19 protein-coding genes and 1 tRNA gene are annotated in these 22,138 nt (G+C 46.3%); 11 read left to right on the plus strand and 9 right to left on the minus strand.

Annotated features, from left to right (window positions below; all coding sequences use genetic code 11):
* Positions 1-44 precede the first annotated feature (44 nt).
* The 7 genes from RIB93_RS11660 (at position 45) to RIB93_RS11690 (ending at position 9,558) form a co-directional block, all read left to right on the plus strand.
* Positions 45-959 carry a histone deacetylase family protein gene (locus RIB93_RS11660; RefSeq protein WP_446372939.1) on the plus strand — a complete coding sequence of 305 codons (915 nt, stop codon included), beginning with the start codon at positions 45-47 and terminating at the stop codon, positions 957-959.
* Between the two features lie 206 nt (positions 960-1,165).
* The gene (gene gshA, locus RIB93_RS11665; RefSeq protein ID WP_446372940.1) at positions 1,166-2,311 is read left to right on the plus strand and encodes a glutamate--cysteine ligase; all 1,146 of its coding nucleotides are present in this window, start codon (positions 1,166-1,168) and stop codon (positions 2,309-2,311) included.
* 179 nt (positions 2,312-2,490) lie between these two features.
* Positions 2,491-2,952 carry a tRNA (cytidine(34)-2'-O)-methyltransferase gene (locus tag RIB93_RS11670; protein ID WP_446372941.1) on the plus strand — a complete coding sequence of 154 codons (462 nt, stop codon included), beginning with the start codon at positions 2,491-2,493 and terminating at the stop codon, positions 2,950-2,952.
* Between the two features lie 994 nt (positions 2,953-3,946).
* A complete protein-coding gene (locus RIB93_RS11675) occupies positions 3,947-6,535 on the plus strand; it encodes a peptidoglycan DD-metalloendopeptidase family protein (RefSeq protein WP_446372942.1) in 2,589 nt (862 codons plus the stop codon).
* 303 nt (positions 6,536-6,838) lie between these two features.
* Positions 6,839-6,911, plus strand: a tRNA-Met gene (locus RIB93_RS11680).
* A 380-nt stretch (positions 6,912-7,291) separates the two neighbouring features.
* Positions 7,292-7,465: a hypothetical protein gene (locus tag RIB93_RS11685; protein ID WP_006101589.1), complete on the plus strand. Its 174-nt coding sequence runs from the start codon at positions 7,292-7,294 to the stop codon at positions 7,463-7,465.
* Between the two features lie 308 nt (positions 7,466-7,773).
* Positions 7,774-9,558, plus strand: a complete 1,785-nt coding sequence (locus tag RIB93_RS11690) for an iron uptake porin (RefSeq protein ID WP_446372943.1) — start codon at positions 7,774-7,776, stop codon at positions 9,556-9,558.
* 139 nt (positions 9,559-9,697) lie between these two features.
* Here RIB93_RS11690 and RIB93_RS11695 read toward each other — a convergent pair whose 3' ends face one another.
* The 3 genes from RIB93_RS11695 to RIB93_RS11705 all read right to left on the minus strand — a co-directional run bounded on the left by RIB93_RS11695 (position 9,698) and on the right by RIB93_RS11705 (position 11,854).
* Positions 9,698-10,618 (minus strand): SPFH domain-containing protein, encoded by a 921-nt coding sequence (locus RIB93_RS11695; protein ID WP_446372944.1) that lies wholly within the window; start codon positions 10,616-10,618, stop codon positions 9,698-9,700.
* Positions 10,619-10,770: 152 nt separating this feature from the next.
* Positions 10,771-11,046, minus strand: a complete 276-nt coding sequence (locus RIB93_RS11700) for a hypothetical protein (RefSeq protein ID WP_446372945.1) — start codon at positions 11,044-11,046, stop codon at positions 10,771-10,773.
* Positions 11,047-11,557: 511 nt separating this feature from the next.
* Positions 11,558-11,854, minus strand: a complete 297-nt coding sequence (locus tag RIB93_RS11705) for a hypothetical protein (protein WP_446372946.1) — start codon at positions 11,852-11,854, stop codon at positions 11,558-11,560.
* Positions 11,855-12,139: 285 nt separating this feature from the next.
* On the opposite strand from RIB93_RS11705, the gene RIB93_RS11710 reads away from it, so the two are divergent.
* A complete protein-coding gene (locus tag RIB93_RS11710; protein WP_446372958.1) occupies positions 12,140-12,748 on the plus strand; it encodes a cupin in 609 nt (202 codons plus the stop codon).
* Positions 12,749-13,208: 460 nt separating this feature from the next.
* Here RIB93_RS11710 and RIB93_RS11715 read toward each other — a convergent pair whose 3' ends face one another.
* The 5 genes from RIB93_RS11715 to RIB93_RS11735 all read right to left on the minus strand — a co-directional run bounded on the left by RIB93_RS11715 (position 13,209) and on the right by RIB93_RS11735 (position 17,578).
* The gene (locus RIB93_RS11715; protein WP_446372959.1) at positions 13,209-13,511 is read right to left on the minus strand and encodes a hypothetical protein; all 303 of its coding nucleotides are present in this window, start codon (positions 13,509-13,511) and stop codon (positions 13,209-13,211) included.
* 642 nt (positions 13,512-14,153) lie between these two features.
* The gene (locus RIB93_RS11720) at positions 14,154-14,558 is read right to left on the minus strand and encodes a hypothetical protein (protein WP_446372947.1); all 405 of its coding nucleotides are present in this window, start codon (positions 14,556-14,558) and stop codon (positions 14,154-14,156) included.
* A 199-nt stretch (positions 14,559-14,757) separates the two neighbouring features.
* Positions 14,758-15,129 (minus strand): hypothetical protein, encoded by a 372-nt coding sequence (locus RIB93_RS11725; RefSeq protein WP_006101408.1) that lies wholly within the window; start codon positions 15,127-15,129, stop codon positions 14,758-14,760.
* A 72-nt stretch (positions 15,130-15,201) separates the two neighbouring features.
* Positions 15,202-15,468, minus strand: coding sequence for a hypothetical protein (locus RIB93_RS11730; protein WP_446372960.1), 267 nt, complete (start codon positions 15,466-15,468; stop codon positions 15,202-15,204).
* Between the two features lie 412 nt (positions 15,469-15,880).
* Entirely contained in the window at positions 15,881-17,578 is a 1,698-nt protein-coding gene (locus tag RIB93_RS11735; protein ID WP_446372948.1) for a mechanosensitive ion channel family protein, read from the minus strand.
* 678 nt (positions 17,579-18,256) lie between these two features.
* On the opposite strand from RIB93_RS11735, the gene ahcY reads away from it, so the two are divergent.
* The 3 genes from ahcY (at position 18,257) to RIB93_RS11750 (ending at position 21,011) form a co-directional block, all read left to right on the plus strand.
* Positions 18,257-19,534 (plus strand): adenosylhomocysteinase, encoded by a 1,278-nt coding sequence (ahcY, locus tag RIB93_RS11740; RefSeq protein ID WP_446372949.1) that lies wholly within the window; start codon positions 18,257-18,259, stop codon positions 19,532-19,534.
* Positions 19,535-19,674: 140 nt separating this feature from the next.
* Positions 19,675-20,295, plus strand: coding sequence for an exopolysaccharide biosynthesis protein (locus RIB93_RS11745; RefSeq protein ID WP_446372950.1), 621 nt, complete (start codon positions 19,675-19,677; stop codon positions 20,293-20,295).
* Between the two features lie 56 nt (positions 20,296-20,351).
* Entirely contained in the window at positions 20,352-21,011 is a 660-nt protein-coding gene (locus RIB93_RS11750; RefSeq protein ID WP_446372951.1) for a Uma2 family endonuclease, read from the plus strand.
* Positions 21,012-21,171: 160 nt separating this feature from the next.
* On the opposite strand, the gene RIB93_RS11755 is transcribed toward RIB93_RS11750, so the two are convergent.
* Complete coding sequence (locus RIB93_RS11755) at positions 21,172-21,756, minus strand: general stress protein (RefSeq protein WP_446372952.1); 585 nt, start codon at positions 21,754-21,756, stop codon at positions 21,172-21,174.
* Between the last annotated feature and the right edge of the window lie 382 nt (positions 21,757-22,138).

Consider the following 22,138-nt stretch of genomic DNA (forward strand, 5'->3'; position numbering starts at 1 on the left):
ACCAATCAATGACAATAGTTCATGACTGACTATTGACTACCGTCATGAACCTGCCAATCGTCTATCACCCCGACTACGTTACCCCCCTTCCACCCGGACATCGCTTTCCCATGTCCAAATTCGGCAAACTCTGTGAACTCCTCCTCGCCGATACGATTGTCACTCCTGAAGACATCCACACTCCCAACCCCCCACCCACAGAATGGATTCAACTCATCCACATCCCTGACTACATCCAGGCTTACTGTAACGGTACACTTGACCCGAAAGCCCAGCGTCGGATTGGATTACCCTGGAGTCCCGGCTTGGTGACGCGAACCTGTACGGCGGTTGGGGGGACAATTCTGACGGCTCAACTTGCCCTGAGTCATGGTATTGCTTGTAATACGGCGGGAGGAACTCATCATGCGTTTCCCAGCTACGGATCAGGCTTTTGTATCTTTAACGATTTGGCGATCGCGACTCGTGTCCTCCAGACTCTGGGATTAGTCCAAAAAATCCTAATTCTTGACCTCGATGTTCACCAAGGAGATGGTACGGCGTTTATTTTCCAAAATGACCCCACTGTCTTTACCTTCTCCATGCACTGTCAGGTCAATTTCCCCGCCACGAAACAAAAAAGTGATCTTGACATTCCTCTCCCTGTGGGTATGGATGACGATGCTTACCTACAAACCTTAGCCCACTATCTCCCCGATATCCTCTCTGACTTCCAGCCTGACTTGGTTCTCTATGATGCTGGAGTAGATACCCACGCTTGCGATCGCTTTGGTAAGCTAGCCCTAACCGATACGGGAATTTACCGACGTGAAATGCAGGTACTCAGCACCTGTATCGCCGCAGGCTACCCTGTCGCCAGTGTGATTGGAGGCGGCTATGGAGATGACCTGAAAGCATTAATCTACCGTCACTCTCTCCTCCATCGTGCCGCTAATGATGTTTATCGTCATCAGACGTAGACGTAGGGTGGGCATTGCCCACCTGACATACGGTTAATGATGTTTATCATCATCGGGTATGAAGAGAACAGGGAATGGAAGGCGTTACCTCTAGAGGCACGGCAATGCCGCGCTTGTCTAGAATCATTCAAAATTTATAATCAATCTCTCAGCACTGATACACTTGAAGAGTTAAGAGGTTGCTCTACCCAGCTCTAGGAGATACTGTGCTGCTATCGAAAGGCTTTGAAATTGAGATGTATACTGGCACTCCCCTTGGGGAGATTGTTGGTCTGTCTGATCGGATTGTGGCATCCTTGGATGGCTTCATGCGGGAACCCGATACCCGCAATGTCGAATATACCACGGCTCCTTTATGCTGCTATGACCGCCTCTTATGCGCTTTGGTACGCCCACGCCAGCACCTCCGCACTTATCTGAAAACTCTGGGAAACTACACCCTGATTCCCGGCAGTACCCTGTCTCTAGGAGGGAGCGATCGCTTCTACCGCTCTGACCCGCAAAATCCTTATCATGACTACATTGAGAAAACCTATGGAAGTAATGTGGTCACCGCTAGTGTTCATATCAATGTGGGCATTTCTGACCCAGAAGTGCTGATGCAAGCCTGCCGTCTGGTACGAGTAGAAGCCCCCTTATACCTAGCGTTAAGCGCATCATCTCCCTTTCTCGACGGACAAGCCACAGGGTATCACTCCACTCGCTGGGCGATTTTTCCGCAAACGCCGTCTCAGGTTCCCCTATTTGAAAGCCATGCTCACTTTATTGAGTGGACAGAAGCCCAACTCGAAGCCGGAACCATGTGTAACGTGCGCCATCTTTGGTCATCGGTTCGTCCCAATGGTAATCGACGCCCCTATGATTTAAATCGTCTGGAATTGAGAATTTGTGATTTAGTCGTTGATCCGATTGCGTTGCTAGCGATAACAGCTTTACTGGAAGCCCGGTTAACCCAGGTTTTAAACGATCCGCATCTTGATCCGCTCTATAACGGTAATGTATCCACTCGTGCAGGTGATTTAGTCGCCCTCACTGAAGCCAATGAAATGGCGGTTGCCCAGTCTAGCTTAGATGCAAAACTCACCCATTGGCAGGATGGCAGAACGATTTCGGCACGGGAATGGATTGATGAACTCTATCAAGAGGTTTTACCCATTGCCAAAGCAAAAGGCTTCAGTTGCTTCCTCTCGCCCCTGAAAAAGATTCTCCGCCAAGGGAATACAGCCGGACAGTGGTTACAACTGCAATCTGTGGGCTTTGACACGCAGCAAATTCTCAACCGAGCGATTCAAGACATGACGGAACAAGAAAACGAACTTGAAGATAAGTTATGTCAGGCTTTGGTGGCTTAATAACCAGGAGGGATGATTTGTCAAGACTATTCGGGCTAAAAATTAAAATATCTAATCAGGTTCTTCCCAAAAGCTGATATAAAAAAAACATATACTATCACTATTTCCAATGGGTCTAATCCAATTCATTCAGTCTCCCTAAGTGTGTAGGGTAGGATTGAAAAGAGATTTGAGGTTTTATGCTTAGGGTTGTCTTAGTTTGCCCCCAAATTCCGCCCAATACAGGCAATGTCGCCCGTACCTGTGCCGCTACAGACACGGAGTTACATCTAGTTGGACCCTTGGGATTTGAAATTAGCGATCGCTACCTCAAGCGAGCCGGACTTGACTATTGGCCCTATGTCAAGTTTCACTACCATGAAACCTTGGAGGCATTTAATCAGGTTTCCCAAAAGCTGGGAGGGCGATGGATTGGTTTCAGCACTTCTGGGCAATGCAGTTATGTTCAATTCCAATTTCAACCGAATGACTGGTTGTTATTTGGCAGCGAAACCCAAGGATTGTCCCCATCTGTTTTAACCCGTTGTGGCGCAACTGTGGTTATTCCAATGACACAACCCGGTGTTCGCAGTTTAAATCTTTCGGTCAGCGCGGCTTTGGGTTTGTTTGAAGCACGGCGTCAATTGGGATACCTGATCTAGGAAGACCATTCCCGGATAGCGTTCAAGTATTTAATCAGAAGAAGCTTCCACCTTCAGCAGCCGCTAATTCCTGAGACTTGGCTTGACCTGAAGCGTTTAAACGTACAACAAGATACTACATTTATGTATACTGCCGTATATATAACTTTATTTAATCGGATCAAGGTTTAATTAAAATTAATTAAAATTTAACAAGTTCCCCCTTTGTGCAGATGGCAATGTTCTTGATTTATCTCTGCCTAAAAATTAATGACGCTGAATTCAGCTATCTAGAATACGGAAAAGCCACTCCTTTGATAAGAAATTTCTATACAGAAGAGTCCTGCCCAATCGAGGCGGATTGATAGATTTTAATCATCCCAAGCCGATTACCTTAGGAGTCTCAAACCCTATCTCCGCAGGAGGAAGCGCGATTTTAGCAGAGGGAAAGTCACCGACAACAGCGTTTCCAACCCGGGGAAGCTTGGGAAGACTGTACGGTTGTTCTTTACCAAAAATTCACGTAGAGTGCCGTCTGTAATCGTTAACTGCTAAACTATCGGTTGCTAGACTATGAGCTTGAGCTCTATACAGTTGCTAAATCCTGCGATCACCGGATAGCCTGAAAGGCTGAGAAAGCAACAAACCGACTTTAGAGTTCGGTTTGAAACTCTAGCCCTCTTCCGGAGAAAAGCCTGTCAAGTCTGTATGTTCTATGCACAACCCTTGGCAAAAACCGCCCGACTATCAACCGTGTCTCGTTTATCAAGTATGAAAATATATTCGTCCAGAGACAGCGAGTTATGGCTTAATAAAGGGTGAATCGAGCGGTGATCGTCAACAACTAGAAATTTATCCAGTCAGATTAGCTTGTCTAAATCAAAAAAGCAGGGTACTCTTGCCTAAGTATGTTCACTGTCCGTGATCTAAATCACATTTTAGAGTGAGATCCCTCATTGACTGGGAAAACCATTTAGGAACTGTTAAGTGCTCGTCACACACTAGGAGGTCGTTTTTGAAACGGACATTTACGCAGAAGGTTAAACAGGTTCCTTCGTGTGCAGCCAACTCCGCCCACTCCTTTGAGGCTTTGTTGAAGCTTTCTGGGGAGAAGCCGCCAGTCGGCGCAACCATTCCGACCGAAGGCAACCGCAGAGCTAGGACGTCTGCAGCCATGATTGGATTGGCAATTTCCATGGGAGCTTCCAGCTTGTTGTTACCCCAACAAGGTGATGAAGCCGTAGCCTTGGAACCCATTGCCTCTGAGCCAACGCTGACAACTTTGCCTGTTGGCGTGTCAACGCCTGCGTCTGTGCCAACAGAAAGCGAACCAGACGTTGCCACTCTCTCGAAACTGCCGCTAGCTACACCAGCTCCAACCCCAGCCCAATCGGCACCTGTCGTACAACACAATGTACAGCAAGGGCAAACGCTATGGGAGGTTTCGCAAACCTATAAAGTAGCTCCAGAAGCGATCGCGGCGTCGAATCCTGTCCAACCCAACGCCAATCTGGCAGTTGGACAGCAGCTAAAAATCCCGACCGTGAACGGTATTGTTCACGAGGCTAAACCGGGAGAAACGGTCGAATCCGTATCCAAATCTTACGGAGTCGAGCCAAATCAGTTACGGAACTCTACCGGGATATCCGCATCCGGTCAGCTCAAAACGGGTGAATCCGTCACCGTTCCGGGTCAGGTCGATGACCGGCTCAAGGCGAGACAAGATGTTGCTGTTGATAATTTAAAGCACAAACGGAACCGCTTAAATAACAGTCTGGCGGAGTTGAGGTCTGAGGAGTCCATCAACCGAACAGCAACAGCAGCGACGCCATCGGCGTCAGCAACCCGTCTCCCAGCGTCAGCGGCGACGAATTCTAACAGTGCTATTGGTATCCCAGTTCCCACTCCGGAAATTGCGGCATCACCGACAGTAGACTCAACGGCGGTCAACCAATCTCAATCTCCTGTCGTTATTCCCGTTCCGACACCAGAAATTGCCGCCTCACCGACGGTGGACTCCCTAGGGGTCAATTCGTACCAGTCACCCGTGGTGATTCCGGTTCCCACTCCAGCCTCCGAAGCCGCCTCAGGTTCCAAATCCAAAGCGGCTCGCTCATCGGAATCGTCTGTGGTGATTCCGGTTCCCACTCCAGACACAGCCGCGTCTCTGGCGATTGAGGAAAACACACCGAAGCCATCACCGTCATCCGTGATGATTCCGGTTCCTACGCCAAGTCCAGAGCATTTGACCTCACCAGAGGTATCGGAAGACCAAACACCGATCACCTTCCCCAATTCAAAGCTGGAACCCGTCACAACGCCAGAAATCACTGCTCAACCCCCAACACCGCAGCCCGTGGTGATGGAAACGGTGGTAGCGAATAGAGCGGCGACGAGTACTTACGCGGTTAAACCTGGAGATACAGTAGACGCGATCGCACGTCGCTATGGTTTATCCCGTTCTGAATTAATTCAAGCGAACGGCTTAAATAATCCCAACCTGATTCGGGTCAATCAACAACTCACCATTCCCACGCCGCCATCGGCTGAGTCATCTGAGCAACGAGTCACGTTTTTACCAGGGATTCAGGAGCAATCCAACAATTCGGTGACTCGCTCAGTCCAACCAGAGGTTGAAGCACCCAGAGTCGTTGTTCCCACCACAGCAACATCCGCCTCACCGATTACCCCAACAGTACCCACATCTCAACCGCCAACCGCTTCATCAACTGTTCTTGCCCAATCCTCCGTTGGTGAAAACGCCCCAACCAATACCCCTATCGCGTTAGAGGCGAAACGGAATCAGCCCGCTAACGCCGGGGACAACCCCTACGTTGAACGCTTGAGGGCGGATATTCTGAGAATGCGGGCAGAATATCGCCGTCAGCAAACCACGGGTCAAACCAGTTCACCGAGCGAAGTGGTGGTTCCATCTGTGCCAGTTGCGCCGAGTGTAGCTGAGCAATCAACACCCATTAGGGTCAATCCGGAATTCAATCCGCAGCGGTATGAACAAGAAACTCAAGCCACTTCAGTTTCCATCGCAGTACCGCCACCTGCGGCAACCCCATCTGAACCGAAGGAGCAGGTTGTAGCCGCCGCCCCAGCCCCACCAGCAAGTTATAACCCCATGCTGCAAACCCCGGTTGGGACAACGGTTGCACCTCAATTGCCTCCTCTGTCCGCTCCGGATATGTACTTGCCGGACAGCCCTGCCCCATTTAATGGCTATATTTGGCCCAGCAAGGGGGTTTTAACCTCTGGCTACGGGATGCGTTGGGGACGTATGCACAAGGGGATTGATATTGCAGCTCCTATCGGTACACCGATTGTGGCAGCTGCCCCTGGTGTTGTCGTCACCGCTGGTTGGAATTCCGGTGGCTACGGCAAATTGGTGGAAATCAAACATCCGGATGGTAGCTTGACCCTCTATGCTCACAACCATCGAATTTTGGTGCGTCGGGGTCAAGAGGTTGACCAAGGGCAACAAATTTCGGAAATGGGTAGTACGGGTTACAGTACCGGACCCCATTTGCACTTTGAGGTTCATCCAGGAGGACGCGGAGCCGTTAATCCAATGGCTTTTTTACCCAAGAATCGGTAGTTGGTTCTCCCAGCGACAGAAGTGTGTAGAGGCGTTGCCTGCAACGTTTCTTCTGGCGGGACACAGTTCAAATGGTGTAGTTAGAGTAGGTTGGGTTGAGCGAAGTCGAAACCCAACCGAATCTAGACCTAAAGCCCTGACTACGAACCAAGTCTTTCGGGATTGGCGAAACCCTTGATATACCGTAGGGTGGGCACTGCCCACCACCCTTAAGCCAGTGGCATTCATCTGGAATAGATGTTGGAAAATGTGCTTGTGTTCACGTAAGCTTTATGCTAAATTAAGGAGGCTGTGAAAAAAAACGGCTCAGTAGCTCAGTGGTTAGAGCAGGGGACTCATAAGCCCAAGGTCGTTGGTTCAAATCCGACCTGAGCCATTTGTTAGAAACTTTATAGAGTAAGCTTTTCGGGGGAATAGCCTTAGTTACGGTGGGGCTGTTCTACCGAATTTTTATGAATTTGACTATTGACTTTGACTATGAATCGACTCTGATTAAAGCTTAGGTGTTCATAGCCGTAGTTACAGTATTTTATCGATTTGACTATTGGGTTTGAGTTAAATGACTGAAAGTCCTATCCTAAAAGATTTTCAGCCATCGATTATCTATTACCTTCAACGCATTGAATGCTGAGAGGTCTGTCTTTTTTTTGTCATTAGGTAGACTCAGTAAACCCTACTAAGTCCATGCAATCAAGACTCTGAGCAGGATATAGCCTACTCAGGGTATTCTTATAGGGTGTCTAAGTCCTTATTCAAATGCCTATTGACCGCGAGAAAAACAAGCAACTCAAAGTGACGATACCGAATGACCTCCACAGAAAGCTGAAAATTATATCGACAAAAATAGGTATTCCAATGGCTCAGATGCTATTGCAGTCAGCAGTAGAAAAGTATAGAGAGGAGTTGAAGGAACTTGAGCAAGAAGAATAAAGCAATTAGCTCCTAAATTGCTGATAATTTAGCAAAATAACTCCTATAGCTTTATTGGTTATAGGATTTTTAAAACCTCTCAACCTGCACTGATGGAGCTTGATTTGCAGTAAACGGATGTATTTGATTCAAATTTTGCATATAAACAGGACACTTTGCATCAATTAATACAAAAAAAGCAGATAGCGTCGATAAGGTTAACCTGAGATTAACCCAGACAGGATAAAATCTCTGGAACAAAAAATTCCAGGGACGGTTATTCGGTTGGCTAATCTCACAAAAAACTCTATTTGGTGTGAGAGACGAACGTGAATCAAGCTAAAGTTTTTAGGATTGCCTTACTTAATGTTCCGACAATTTTAGGGATAATAATTGGGCTGTCTACCGCCGCGATCGCAGGTGAACCAACCCCATCAACTCAAGGTATCACCGATCAGAATACCCAACAGCCGAGTTCAATTGCCCAAACGCCCCTGAATCTGGAGATTTCAGTTCCAGATGCGGCGATGGAGACAGAAGAGACATTAAACCCATCCGCGACACCGGAAACCCCTGTACCGTCGTTAGAATTGGACTCCATGGAAAATCAAGGGATGGGACAAGTAACCAACGTTTCCCAACTGCGAGATGTTTCTCCCGGAGACTGGGCGTATGAAGCCTTGCGATCGCTAGTTGAACGGTATGGTTGTATTGCGGGATATCCGGATGGCACATTTCGCGGTAATCGGGCGATGACGCGCTATGAATTTGCGGCGGGATTAAATGCTTGTTTACAGCAAATTGAACGTTTAATCGGCAATGTTCCCGATAATGGGGGTGACTTGCCCACGCTACGGCGTTTAATTGAAGAATTTGAAGCAGAACTTGCCACCTTAGGAGCGCGGGTTGATAATTTAGAAGGTCGAGTGGCGTTTTTGGAAGACCATCAATTCTCCACAACCACAAAACTATCCGGGGAAGTTATCTTTGGCTTGGCGGATGCGTTTGGGGATGACGTTGGTGACGACGTAAATACCGTTTTTCATGATCGCGTGCGCCTCAACTTCCTAACGAGCTTCACCGGGAAGGATATGCTGCAAACTCGTCTGCAAGCGGGCAATCCAACCCCATTACTGGCAAGAAGCGGTGTAACGTATGACGATGGATCAAGTGGTAGTCAAGAAGGACGCTTTACCTACGATGGTCCGGCTGGCAATGATGTTGTTATCGACATCCTGCGCTACCGCTTTCCCTTGGGAGACAAAGCCACCGTACAAATCGTGGCAAATAATGGCTTACACCACTATTACTCAGATACGGTGAACCCTTACTTAGAAGGTGCCGCCGGGGGTTCTAATGCCATTTCCCGCTTCGCTGAACGGAACCCTATTTATCGGATTGGACCCTTTGGTGCAGGGGCTGCGATCGCGCTAAAGCCGAGTGATAATCTCAGAGTAGATTTGGGCTACATTTCCAATACTGCCAGTAATCCTGGAGAAGATAATGGGTTATTCAACGGGAATTATTCCGGAATTGCCCAAATTGTTTATGGCAGTCGGTTTAAGATTGGATTAACCTACGTCCACGCTTACGATGATGGTGGAGATAGCGCTAGACGCTTTCTGTTAGGTGGAACAGGTACAGCCTTTGCTAATCTCAATCCGGCTCAATTGGCAAATGTAACCAATTTGTCAGCCGATACTCTCAGCACTCCTGTTGTCAGTAACTCCTATGGACTAGAAACCTCACTCAGATTCAGTCCTAAATTCTTAGTGAATGGTTGGGTGGGTAAAACCGACGCCCGTTTAATTGGATTAGGTGATGCAGATATTTGGAATTTTGCCTTAGGCTTAGTGTTTCCTGACTTAGGAAAAGAAGGAAACTTAGGCGCTATTGTTGCGGGTGCAGAACCAACGTTGAGAGGATTAGATGTTCCTGGTGGAACCAACGACTTTAATCGAGATTTCGCGTATCACATAGAAGGGTTCTACAAATATCAAGTGAGCGATAATCTCTCAATTACACCGGGTATCATTTGGTTAACCGCTCCCAACCAAAATTCCGATAACAGCGATGCGGTTATTGGTACGGTGAGAACTACCTTCACTTTTTAACCGTTGCTGGCAGATACCCGATTTCTTAAAGAAGTCGGGTATCTAATACCAAATCCGCTTAAGTAACTCCCTTTATCACTTGTGGAGTTTTTCCATGGGCATCAAACTCTTAGACAAATGACAAAGGACAAATGACGAATTACTTCTTCGCTGTACTCGCCGACGGTAGCGAATGACCCGCATTCGGATCAAAGGAAGGAAATGGTGCAGTTCCACCTAAATACGTGGGTAAAATCCCATCCCATTTCTTAATCATTTCCTCTTGCAATTCCAACTCTCGCAAACGAATCGTTAACGGTGAAACGGTTGAAGCTTTAATCCGAGAAGCTTCAGCTTCTCCCCTTGCTTCAGCAATTTTCCGCTTAGATTCGGCTTCGGCGACTTCAAGCTGTGCTTTAGCAGCTACGGCTTGCTGTTCAGCTTGGAAACGAGCGGTTATTTGGGCTTCAATGGACTCGTCAAATCGAGGCTTACTGACAAACCCGACGGAATCAAACGTAACGCCAACAGCACCAAATTTATTGTTCAAGCAAGTTTGGACATCTTTGAGTAATTGTGCCTGCTTGTTTCCCACAATTTCTTCAGGTTTCAAGCCAGTAGCTGACTGGTTAAAGCAATTACGGGTTTCGCTGCGAACTAAAGTGGCTTTAAACTGTTCCGGATCTTTCAGATACTTCCCGTAAAAGTCTTTAATTTTCTGGGTGTTGAAAAAATACGACAGGGAGACATCCGCATTAACCGTTGTACCACCGACACCAAAGCTGATGCTTTCATCAACTGGAGAGCCTTCTTCCGTTGAAGCCGTTAAGATATAATACTGAACGTGGTCTGGAAAAACGACGATTTCTTCAGTGTAGCCATTATACCAAACCTTTCCTGTACTAATCGTTGCATTTTGGACGCCACGATTTTCACCATAAAGCTCAACTTTTAGTCCGACATAGCCAGCAGGTATCCGCTTAACACTGCTTCCAGGAACCGTACCACAACCCGATGCAATAATTGCTAAAGCAGCCGTTATTCCAGTAAGTTTAAAGAAACGACGAGGTATATTTTTCATGGTCTTTAAGGGGTGAATAAACCTGTCTAAAGTGCAAATTAAATTATGCACAATTTTTGGGAAATTACAGGACAAAATTTTGGTTAAATCATGCCATTCAATGTGGCTCTACATATCGTAAAACTGATGACGAGATAAAAGTGATAATTTCTTCAGTTGACATCCAAAAGTTCAACCAAGGAAACATCACAATTGGGGAAAGCTTCTTTTATCTGCTTGTGTCGAACTTGAGCATTATGAAGTCTTGCGGCGACATGACTGACAGAAACTCCCGGTACAACGAGTAATCCGACGACGTAATAACTGACGCCTAACCAAACTTTTTGGTCACTGGGAGAACTAACTAGATTTGCGGCATTACCTAAAATCCAAAAACAGAAGATAAGTTCGAGTGTGCCTATTGCTATCCACTTTGTTAGGGTTTTCATGAGTTTTGAGGGAGATAATCCATTCTGGTATTAGCCTAAATTAACAGCGGTTATGCTGTCCTATTGAACAACCAGAAACAATGTTTAATTTAATTCTTATCTCAATTATCTATACTCATTCATACACAACAAATAGATGTGTATGAACACTCACAAGTCGGTGTTGCGTCCACAGGCGTGTATCGCTAAGTAGGTGGACATAATTAACGTGAACGGTGAAGAACTCGCTTCGTGAGAAGCAAGCTACGTCATTCGTCATAGTCGCTACCCTTGAGAAGCAAGCTACGTTTATGTAAGGGTTTGAGGCTTGTTTACAAAACTATTACAGTGCTGTTTTCTTTTGTCCGACTACTTATATTCCCCATGCTTCACTTCAAATGTAACAGGATGGATGTTAAGGAATAGGCAACAGGCAATTCTAAAAAGAGTAGGGGTACGACATGTCGTACCCCTAGAGATGGTGGTTCAATAGTAAAGCAAGCGTAACGGAAGTCGTCAATCTAAATGCTGATTAATTCGTCTTACCCGCGCAGGGATTTTCTTTCGCGGCACAAGGATTCGCTTTACCTGCACAAGGATTCTCTTTCGCGGCACAAGGATTCGCTTTACCCGCGCAGGGGTTTTCTTTCGCCGCACAAGGATTAGCCTTACCCGCACAAGGGTTCTCTTTACCCGCACAGGGATTCGCTTGAGTTTCAGTCCCGCCTTCAGGACCAGGTTTAGCAGCACAGGGATTACCACAGCCCGTTGCTAGCCCCAGACCTAGAATAGAGGCAATGGTGAGTGTCGCAATGTAGTTAACTTTCATTCTCTTCTGGCTTCTATGATACAAGGATTGGTACGTCATCGCCCGGAAGTCTGCCGGGGCTTAGGCAATACTTAACCCTAAGAAACTTAAATTATCCTTAAAAACAGCTTGGGATTCGCTGAGACTGTGCTCAAAGATTGCTGGTTGGATGAGGGAGGTTCAGGATAAACCGAGATTTTCTCAGGAAAAACTCAGATTCTCCCTAAATTAATTTGTCAAAATTGACGGTATGGCGAAACCTGATAAAAAATTGCCCCTGATTATACTCTAGTTATAAAATAAATGATGGAAAGTAGTGATTGGTTAGTAACAGAGAATGGAGACTGTCTAGCCTGTAATCTCCAAGAGAGTGAAACATCTACAGGCTATTATCGACTTTATCGATTTCTCACCGATGTAGAAGATATTCTCGAATCCACCAAAGATGATCGCCAACGCCTAGAAAAAATTCGCCCGTTAGTCCGCCGTTTACTGACGAGTTCCTACTGGTTACAGGGGGAATATCGCGAACCTAATCCCGATACAGGGTGGTCTGTCTTGATGCTGTATGATGAACCAGAGTTCTCCTTAACCGTGCAGACGGTGGTTTGGTTACCCGGACGAGTCTCTCCGATTCACAATCATGCGGCGTGGGGAGTGGTAGCGTTAATTAGTGGTGAAGAAAAAAATACATTTTGGCGACGGACTATGGATTCAGAATTTCCCGATCGCATCGAAAAGGTAGGTGAACAGATTCTGGTTCCTGGCGATATTATCAGCTTTATGCCTGATGCGATTCACCATGTAGAAGTGATGGGAGAGGAACCGACGATTACATTTAATCTTTATGGAAAAACGGAGTATCAGCAACGATTTGAGTTTGATCCGATTACTCACACCGCTAAAAACTTTTAATCTGGCGTGGCACAGCTAAAATAGTGGCATAGATTTGACGGTTAAATCAGGCGCAAGCAACCTATTGTAGGGACACGGCATTGCCCATTGGTGTCAACTTAAGCTGGTTTGTACCCATCAGGAGACAGAGAGCGATGGTAGAATGAGGCTTTCAGCTTTCGGTTGAAGGGTGTGAAGACTGGAGGGGATCACGTTGGCTCTTTGGGTTGATTGTTTACCTCTCAAATGAAAATGCAATTATAGAGGTTTGAGGTATTGGGCAAAAACAGTGAATTAAGTTTATGCCAAATGATGTCTTGAGGGTGAAAGAAGTAAGCTGTCAAGAAAACCCAACAGGATTAAGAGCTAAAGCTCTTAGTACGAACCTGAATCAGGGCGGGTTTTGTTGTGCATTTATCGGTAAATATCTGAATTGAATGGCTAAACCCGCCCCTACAGTGGTTAAACCCAGCCCTAGAATTTAGGCGTTGACTTTATCCAACAGATTAGACGCGATGAATTCCCATTCTTGGCTCAATTCACCGTTAAATTGTGACTGTCCACTGCGTCTGTACCAATAACGGGCGTTGCTTAAGTCACCTTCTTCGCGATGAAGATAAGCATGAACCCATGCACTATCACTATCGCTGGCATTCTGCACGATATCATGCGCTCGGTGCCAATCCCCTCTTTTGTCATACCACAACGCTTGCAATGCTTTGGGTAATTGAGAAGGACATTTTTCCTGTTTCGCCGTTAATTGAGTAAATTCATCCAATATCATAGTTCTCATAAAATCACACATTTATGCTCATCAGCTTGATCTATTATAAAATTTGTTACTCCATAAGACAAATTACATCGATTCTCCCAAACGATCGCGGATTTACCGATAGCGACTTAATGACTATTGCCACAACTGTAAATCTGCTTACAATTGGCTATTGTTGAAAAGTCTAAGTAATTGGGGCGAGTGCGTTGTGGCGGCAACTTGAATCTTATTTGGGTCAACTTGATGCTCAATGAATTGAATTAGTAGATTATTGAAGTGGCTGGCAAAAATGCTTCTGCCTGAATCGGAATATCTGTCGCTAGTTATGCTAGCTGTGATACAACAGGTTGAGAAGAAATAAAAGGAATAGGGCGGTTTATGGAAAAGACCGCGCAATTATGAACCGGCGAAGACAGCGCAACTACAAGCGTAACTATGAACGAACAGAAAAAGACCCACTGGAGGTCGTGGGTCGTCTAGTCTAGTGCAACGCCTTTATACTACCGACTGTAAAATGGGGGAGTATTGGTCTAGCTCACAGTGTTCTAGTGATTTTAAAGTGACCTGGTGCGATCGCGATATCACAGAACTGGCTTCCTTCTTCCCCTGACTGATGCACTGGCGTTGCGTTGACTGGCATTGGGATGCACCGAATTAAGGAGAGCGATCGCCATAAACCTGTTCAAAGTGAGCATCAATCGGTTCGCAAAAGTTAGTCACGCCTTGGCTGAGAGCCGACATCAGGACTGGTGTTGCTAGAATCGCCGGAAGTAGGGGTGTCCCGGCTAAGTATTCAATCACCTGAGAATAAGAGCCATTGAGCAAATCTTGGCGAAATTCCGGCTTACAAATAACCGCACGGCATTTTTTGGCTAAATCGTCTAACCATCGAGCATTGTCACTTTGGGGCTGTTGTCCGGCTCGAATCGCGAGTGCGATCGCGGCGTCTTCTAAATCCCCCTCGCAATCCTCAATCGCATCAAGCGCTTGCATCGCTTCGGGGTTATGGGAAAGCTGAGAGCGGAATCGGGCAATTTCTTGAGAGGTCACAATAGTCATAGTTTATTTTGGGCAACTTACCCAGCCTGGAACAGGGTTTTGCAACTATAACTATTTTCGTCTATTGCACCGTTGAACTACCATCAGTAGGGAACCCTTCATCAAGAGTCCCCTACTAAGGCAATAAGGCAGAAATCACTGAACAGTAAACATCTCCCTCAGCTTCTCTACCGACAAAGCTGCTCACGTATTTCGGCTATTACACGCCCAGCAACAGATCACCAATATCTGAACCATTAAGCTGGCGGGCGATTGCCAGTCGAGCTTCCAGTTTGGCAACACTGAACTGATTCCGCAAGTATTCCAAATTAGCCACAGCGTTCGCCTTTTGATTGGTTAGCCGCATTACAGTGTTGAGGGCGTGCTGATATTCCAAATTCACCTCTAGTAGCTCAAATCGACGCGCCTTGCGTTGTGAGTCATTTTTTAACTCAGAATCGAAGGCAATTTGCTTGTCAATACTGGCTTCTAGGCGATGAATATTAAGTTGCACCGCCTGAATTTGCGAGTCCAAATCATTAACGGTTTGAGCGGCTTGTGCGATCGCGGCGGGGTACTGACTCATGTTCATCGTCAATCTTCCTGTATGAAAGTATCAATCTGGACAATCCTTTATCCGGTTATCCGCTAGACAGTTAACTGACTACGCCACCCATTCCGAAGCTTGGGACTTGACTGTCTTGGTGGCTCCATCCAGGGAATTCCTCTGAGGCTGAGGATTTGGGGCTTTCTCTAAAAGGTTGACTTCAATATTCACCTCCACTAAGTACGATCCCGCTTCATCCCCCACGGCTTGGGCGATTAAACTGGCAAAATCCGGGCGTTCTGCGGTGATTGGGTGGCGTAGGATGCGTTGTTCCCACTCGTACTCGGCGTTGGGGTTGATGCTGAGGATGTAATGCTTAATCATGGCGAAAGTCTTGAATGGTTTAGGGGTCAGGCGTTCACGGCGTAAAATCTTTGATAGTTCCATTATAGTACATTTGTACTGTAGTGACGAGGGGTTTTGGGGATTGGAGGTGTAGGGGCGGGTTTCACTGATAACGTTTCTCTACAAACCGATAACTTTACTAAACCCGCCCTTATCGGGATGCAAGGAAGAGATTAAACCTGGTTGATCCTTGTCGGAGATACAGTTTTGGAGTTAAATTTCTCTTGGCTCTGAGCAGTTTTATGCTAATACCCTTGGTGCGTTACGCTTCGCTAACGCACCCTACAATAGTGGAATAGATTTTACAGTAAATAAAAGACGTAGCCATGCTACGTCTTCCTAAGAATGCAGAATTTATTTTGACCGTTAACTGTGTTGCTGAAGTGATAGTCTATTCCATCTCAGCATACTCTGGCTGAACGTCGTGGTGACTCTTACCATTTGAGTGACCATTCGACAACGATTGCATCGGTAACGTGTTATTAAACCAGAGCGCTTGCTGAGGCACTGAAAGCAAGATTCCCGCTTCATCAAACACCACTTTTAGACGACGACGAAACTCTCGCGCTACTTCCCATTGTTTTAAAGGCTGGGTTTTAATCCACACGCGAATAATAAAACCGCGATCGCCAAAATTATCTACCCCTAAAATGTCGGGTTCATCCAGGATACGCTCCCGCCACATTTGGGTCATAAGCATCTCGTGTGCCACCTGTCTGACCAAATCCAATGCTTTATCAACATCGGCTTGATAGGTAACGGGAATATTTAAATCTGCTCGTGACCAATTACTCGAAAGATTTGCCACAATTCTAACTTCACTGTTGGGAACCGTAATTAATCGTCCCTCAGCATCCCGCAACTGAGTAATCCGGAGGTTAATCATTTCCACAAACCCGCCAACATCTCCCACGGTAATCACGTCACCAACGGCATACTGATCTTCTAGGAGAATGAAGAAGCCATTGATGGCATCTTTGATCAAATTTTGCGATGCCAAAGACAAGCCTAAACCGATGATCCCAGCACCAGCTAACAGCGGACCAATGTCAATCCCAATTGCCGCTAGCGCCACTAAAAGTCCGATCGCACTAAAACTCAAGGTGATAATATTTTTGGTTACCCCAGACACCGTTGACACACGCAACTGCGATCGCTGGGCGCTTTCTGGTGTCAATAAATGATTCCTAGCAATCGCAGATGAAAAGCGATCGGTTAAGGCATAAGATAGCCGGATGATCACGTAAGTCCCCAAGCCAACAACACCCACGCGAATTGGAATCCGGAAACTGGCAAGGATTAAGATCTGTATGGGTCGTGTGTAAGGAAATAGACTTAAAATGAATAGACTTCCTCCCACCCAGATAACCCCTTGCGTCAGTTGCAGCAGGCGATGTAAAACTTCTTTGACATTTCGCTGTTGATTTTGGGTAAGTTGAGTGGATATTGGCGTGGTGTTCGATTGGGAAGGCTCTAACAGTTGTTTGGAGCGTTTTAAGCGGCGTTCCCAACGATAAATGAGTAAGCTGGCAACAATCATGGCTACGCCAGTACCAACGGCAACTCCCACTCGATCCGTCAAAACATCAGGTTGTCGTTCCTGTTTTGCCTGGGGAAGTTGTTGTTCAAGCTGTTCGATAATTTCGTCGGCTCTAGTCTCTATCGGCACTCCTGTGAGATCAGCATCTTGATCGGTAACGCTCATCAAGCGAACTTCTTTGAACCGATTGTCTTGCTCATCTAGAAGAGAGATGTAAATTTCGGGTAAATTGCTTTGTTGGTCTAGTTCTTGACGAATCTCTAATTCAGCGTTCTGGTTTTTGAAGTAAGTACGGCTGATATCCTGTAATCGCTGTTCAATTTCTTGCATGCGTTGGGGGAACTGGGATTTTGGTGCGGCAATCTCGAATAAACAGCGACCATCAAGTCGAACACAACCCGAATCAACGGTATCCTCTGATGACTGCTTGAGGGGATTCGGAGTCGGTATGTTCACATTGGGTAAACCGGGTATCTGAGCCTGAACTGGAGAGACAACCCAGCCCGCTAACGCAATTGATCCGGCAATTGTCCAAGCTGAAATTCGCATTTTCCTCATCCTGATTGTTTGCTTGTTATTTTTCTTAACAATTCAGTATATAGACTAAAAAAAAATTTAACAGTAGCCAATTAGGGGTAAAAGCTTGTAAAACTGGCAATATGACCTTGTTTGAGCCGGATACAAATTCTTGATCAAAAAAAGTTATAGTATTCGAGCCAGTCACAAGCAAATATTAACAATCACTCTTTTCGAGTTATCCTCCATCGTAGGAGGTAGTTTGAAGGAACTCTCTGGGTGCTAACCTAATCCATCAAATCAAATATCTATTTCATTTATGTGTAGAAGAACCAGAGGAACCCCCAGAACCTGTCCCACCCTTGTTACCCCCCGCCCAAGCCTCTGTCCTTCACCAGCCACCAAGAAGTCAATTGTAGGGGCGGGTTTAGGCACAATTGTAGGGGCGGGTTTAGGCACAATTGTAGGGGCGGGTTTAGGCACATAGGCACAATTGTAGGGGCGGGTTTAGGGACTAAATTCAGATATTCACCGATAACCGAACAACAAAACCCGCCCTCCCCACCGATAACCGAACAACAAAACCCGCCCTCCCCACCGATAACCGAACAACAAAACCCACCCTCCCCGGCGATAACCGAACTTATCTTATGGGAGATCGGCTAAGTTAGGTAAGATGACAATGCAAATTAAATAAAACCAATCAAATCTATGACAGCAACATCTACTGCGCTCAAACACGAAGTCAAAGACATATCCCTAGCGCCTGGTGGAAAACAGCGCATCGAATGGGCGGGACGGGAAATGCCCGTTTTGCGGCAAATACAGGAACGTTTTGCCCAAACCAAACCCCTAGCCGGGATTCGCCTAATTGCTTGCTGCCACGTTACCACCGAAACCGCTCATTTAGCGATCGCGCTGAAAAATGCGGGGGCTGACTCGCTGCTGATTGCCAGCAATCCCCTGTCTACTCAGGATGATGTCGCCGCTAGTTTAGTCGCCGATTACGGTATTCCTGTCTTTGCCATCAAAGGCGAAGATAACGCCACCTACAACCGCCACGTTCAAATTGCCCTGGATCACAAACCCAATCTGATCATTGATGATGGGAGTGATGTGACAGCGACTCTGGTGAAGGAACGGCAAAACCAGATTGGTGATATTATCGGTACCACCGAGGAAACCACCACCGGAATTGTCCGCTTGCAGGCAATGTTCAATCAGGGAGTTCTCACCTTCCCCGCGATGAACGTGAATGACGCTGATACCAAGCACTTCTTTGATAACCGCTACGGTACCGGACAATCCACCCTCGACGGTATTATCCGCGCCACCAACATTCTGCTAGCTGGAAAAACCATTGTCATTGCGGGCTATGGTTGGTGTGGCAAAGGTGCCGCAATGCGGGCGCGAGGTATGGGCGCGAATGTGATTGTCACTGAAATTGACCCGATTAAGGCGATTGAAGCCGTCATGGATGGTTTCCGGGTAATGCCGATGATTGAAGCCGCTTCCCATGGTGATGTATTTATTACCGTTACCGGAAACAAGCACGTCATTCGCCCAGAACATTTTGAAGTGATGAAAGATGGCGCAATGGTGTGTAATTCCGGTCACTTCGATATTGAAATTGACCTGAAATCCTTGGCAGAGTTATCCACGGAATATCGCCAAGTTCGCAACTTTACCCAACAGTATTTCCTGAAGGGCGGCAAATCTATTATCGTATTGGGTGAAGGACGGTTAATTAACCTAGCTGCCGCCGAAGGACACCCCAGTGCGGTGATGGATATGAGTTTTGCCAATCAAGCTTTGGCGTGTGAATATCTGGTGCAGAATAAAGGCAAACTAGAACCGGGTCTACATTCCATTCCAACGGAGATTGATAAGGAAATTGGACGGTTGAAATTGCAGGCAATGGGGATCTCACTGGATACCTTAACCACTGAGCAAGTTGAGTATATGAACTCGTGGACATCAGGAACCTAGTTCGGAATTTTTCGGGTGTGGTATCATGCCTGACTTGATCCTCAAAACCAGATCCCCGACTTCTTGAAGAAGTCGGGGATCTCCAGAAATCGGGGATATAATTCAGCAAATTCTCAATTTTTATCGAAGGTTTCAGGAAAATGGCTCGACTTTCGGTTGAACTGCAACGTTATTTTTTTGAAGAAGATCGACAGCCTCAGGTGAAACTGGCAGATATTCTGTCTTTCGCGGGGGAGCGAATTTTTGGGTTTTTGTTTGTTATCCTGTCACTTCCCTCAGCTTTACCCGTTCCAGCACCGGGTTATTCGATCCCCTTTGGCATCATCATGCTGATTTTAGCCTTTCAGCTTATCATTGGAGCCAAACGTCCCTGGTTACCCCAGAAAGTCATGAATAGCAGGATGAAACTGGAAACAGTGCAGGGACTGGTTAAAGGGGGGATTCCTTGGTTAAAGAAGATTGAAGCGATCGCACGTCCCCGTCTGGCTTATCTCTGTACCAGTCTAACGGGTCGTGTGGTAATTGGGGTGGCGATCGCGCTAATGTCCATCTCGATGATGATTCCCATCCCCGGAACCAATACCTTACCCGCGATCGGTATTTTTGTCACAGGTTTTGGCTTAATTGAAGATGATGGGGCAATTAGCTTAGGCGGATTAGTTATTTGTTTACTGGGCGGAATTCTCTCAATTTCTGTTTTACTTGCCGTTTGGTTGGGCGGTGCAAGTTTGGTGGATTGGCTCAAAGATGTTCTGCGTTGAACAATGCTAGCTAAAATAAATAAAAATGCAATTTGCTGTTCTCCCTTTAATGCGCCATGTCCCACATTCAAGAACTCGCTCCTTCCCCAGACATCTCACAAGATGTTATCTTTCCTCCAAGTGACCTCTATAGTGATGAACCCCCCTTGGAAACTGAACTGCATCTGCGACAAATTATCTTACTCCTCAAAAGTTTAGAATGGCTATGGCGAGATAGAGATGATTTCTACGTCGCTGGCAATCTCACCATCTATTACAGTCCCCGCCAACGCAAATCGGAACACTTCCGAGGACCCGACTTTTTTGTCGTGCTAGATACTGAACGGAAAACTCGCAAAAGTTGGGTAGTCTGGGATGAAGATGGTAAATATCCGAATGTGATTATTGAAATTCTTTCTCCCAAAACCGCTGATACAGACAAAGGATTCAAGAAAAAACTCTACCAAGATACCTTTCGTACCCCCGATTACTTTTGGTTCGATCCAAATACGTTAGAATTTGTCGGATTTCATTTAGTTGATGGAAACTATCAACCCCTCGAACAGAACGCTCAAGGACAATTGTGGAGTCAGCAGCTTGGTTTATTTTTAGGAATTTATCAGAATCAGTTGCGTTTCTTCACTCCAGAAGGGAAACTTGTACCGACACCTGAAGAAGTGGCGGAACGCTACGCCGCAAAATTGCGAGAATTAAACATCGATCCCGAAACCCTTTAAGTAGGGTTTGAGGAATATTAAAATAACTTAATATTAATAGAATTGAGTTTATTTACACCAACCTACTTAGAAAATCGCTTAGTATAACCCGATTAGATTGTTGCAGTCGGTTTTAACCGACTTAAGCTATTAGCCAAGAACTTGAGTTCTTGGCATCTAACTAGCGAGAAGCAGTATTTCGAGGAGCCTCATAAATTTTCCATTCACGAATTCCCATCGGACTAAGAATAGCTTCTGCCAAACCAATTTGATCAGGGGTTCCTTCTACCATAATCAAATACTCACCTTTAGACACTAAATCGTGATAAACTTTAGCTTGCTCGTCAGGAACACCCCAACCGACTAAAGCTCCAACTAAACCCCCACCGGCTGCACCAACCGCACCGCCAGCAACGGCTGTCGCTAAAGCATTAGCCGCAACCGTACCAAATGCTAAAACCTGACCAGCGCCAGGAAGTAGAAACGCCGCGTAAGTGGTAATACCTAGGGCTTCCAATGCGCCCAAAACAACGCCACCAATTCCACCAGTCGCCGCACCTGCTTTAGCACCTTTACTGACTTGATGTCCTTTGCCTTTTTCCACATCAACACCAGCAAGTTCCTCATTCCTACCTGCATCTCTAGCAACGACAGAAATTTGCTGTTCAGGGAAATCTGCCCGTTTCAAATCCTGTACCGCTTTTTCCGCTTCTTCACGAGTCGGGAATACACCAAGCGCGTGTCTGTTGTGTTGGTCTTCAGCCATGTTTCCCTCGCTTTCTTTTCAATTGTTCCAGCACAAATTCAGCCTTTGGTGCTAGATTTGTGCTTTCTTCCCCTGTCTACTACACATTGGGTCAGGTATTCATCTATCAATAGAGATAAATTTAATATCCAGAACCACCATCTGTAGGGGACTCTTCATGAACATTGGTATCAATTTAATGTTGAAACCCTTACTTAATAAGAGATCCCCTTTTGTCCTCCTATTAGATCCCCCTTTTGTCCTCCTATTAGATCCCCCTTCCGTCCCCCTTTTTGATCCCCCTTCCGTCCCCCTTTTTGATCCCCCTTCCGTCCCCCTTTTAGATCCCCCTTCCGTCCCCCTTTTAGATCCCCCTTCCGTCCCCCTTCAAAAGGGGGAGACC

The organism is Coleofasciculus sp. D1-CHI-01 (assembly GCF_040218875.1).
Lineage (GTDB): Bacteria > Cyanobacteriota > Cyanobacteriia > Cyanobacteriales > Coleofasciculaceae > Coleofasciculus.

Coding starts and splice junctions, on each gene's coding strand:
- RIB93_RS11660 (WP_446372939.1), top strand. CDS start 45: ATGAACCTGCCAATCGTCTATCACCCCGACTACGTTACCCCCCTTCCA.
- RIB93_RS11670 (WP_446372941.1), top strand. CDS start 2,491: ATGCTTAGGGTTGTCTTAGTTTGCCCCCAAATTCCGCCCAATACAGGC.
- RIB93_RS11685 (WP_006101589.1), top strand. CDS start 7,292: ATGCCTATTGACCGCGAGAAAAACAAGCAACTCAAAGTGACGATACCG.
- RIB93_RS11695 (WP_446372944.1), bottom strand. CDS start 10,618: ATGAAAAATATACCTCGTCGTTTCTTTAAACTTACTGGAATAACGGCT.
- RIB93_RS11700 (WP_446372945.1), bottom strand. CDS start 11,046: ATGAAAACCCTAACAAAGTGGATAGCAATAGGCACACTCGAACTTATC.
- RIB93_RS11705 (WP_446372946.1), bottom strand. CDS start 11,854: ATGAAAGTTAACTACATTGCGACACTCACCATTGCCTCTATTCTAGGT.
- RIB93_RS11710 (WP_446372958.1), top strand. CDS start 12,140: ATGGAAAGTAGTGATTGGTTAGTAACAGAGAATGGAGACTGTCTAGCC.
- RIB93_RS11715 (WP_446372959.1), bottom strand. CDS start 13,511: ATGATATTGGATGAATTTACTCAATTAACGGCGAAACAGGAAAAATGT.
- RIB93_RS11720 (WP_446372947.1), bottom strand. CDS start 14,558: ATGACTATTGTGACCTCTCAAGAAATTGCCCGATTCCGCTCTCAGCTT.
- RIB93_RS11725 (WP_006101408.1), bottom strand. CDS start 15,129: ATGAACATGAGTCAGTACCCCGCCGCGATCGCACAAGCCGCTCAAACC.
- RIB93_RS11730 (WP_446372960.1), bottom strand. CDS start 15,468: ATGATTAAGCATTACATCCTCAGCATCAACCCCAACGCCGAGTACGAG.
- RIB93_RS11735 (WP_446372948.1), bottom strand. CDS start 17,578: ATGCGAATTTCAGCTTGGACAATTGCCGGATCAATTGCGTTAGCGGGC.
- ahcY (WP_446372949.1), top strand. CDS start 18,257: ATGACAGCAACATCTACTGCGCTCAAACACGAAGTCAAAGACATATCC.
- RIB93_RS11745 (WP_446372950.1), top strand. CDS start 19,675: ATGGCTCGACTTTCGGTTGAACTGCAACGTTATTTTTTTGAAGAAGAT.
- RIB93_RS11750 (WP_446372951.1), top strand. CDS start 20,352: ATGTCCCACATTCAAGAACTCGCTCCTTCCCCAGACATCTCACAAGAT.
- RIB93_RS11755 (WP_446372952.1), bottom strand. CDS start 21,756: ATGGCTGAAGACCAACACAACAGACACGCGCTTGGTGTATTCCCGACT.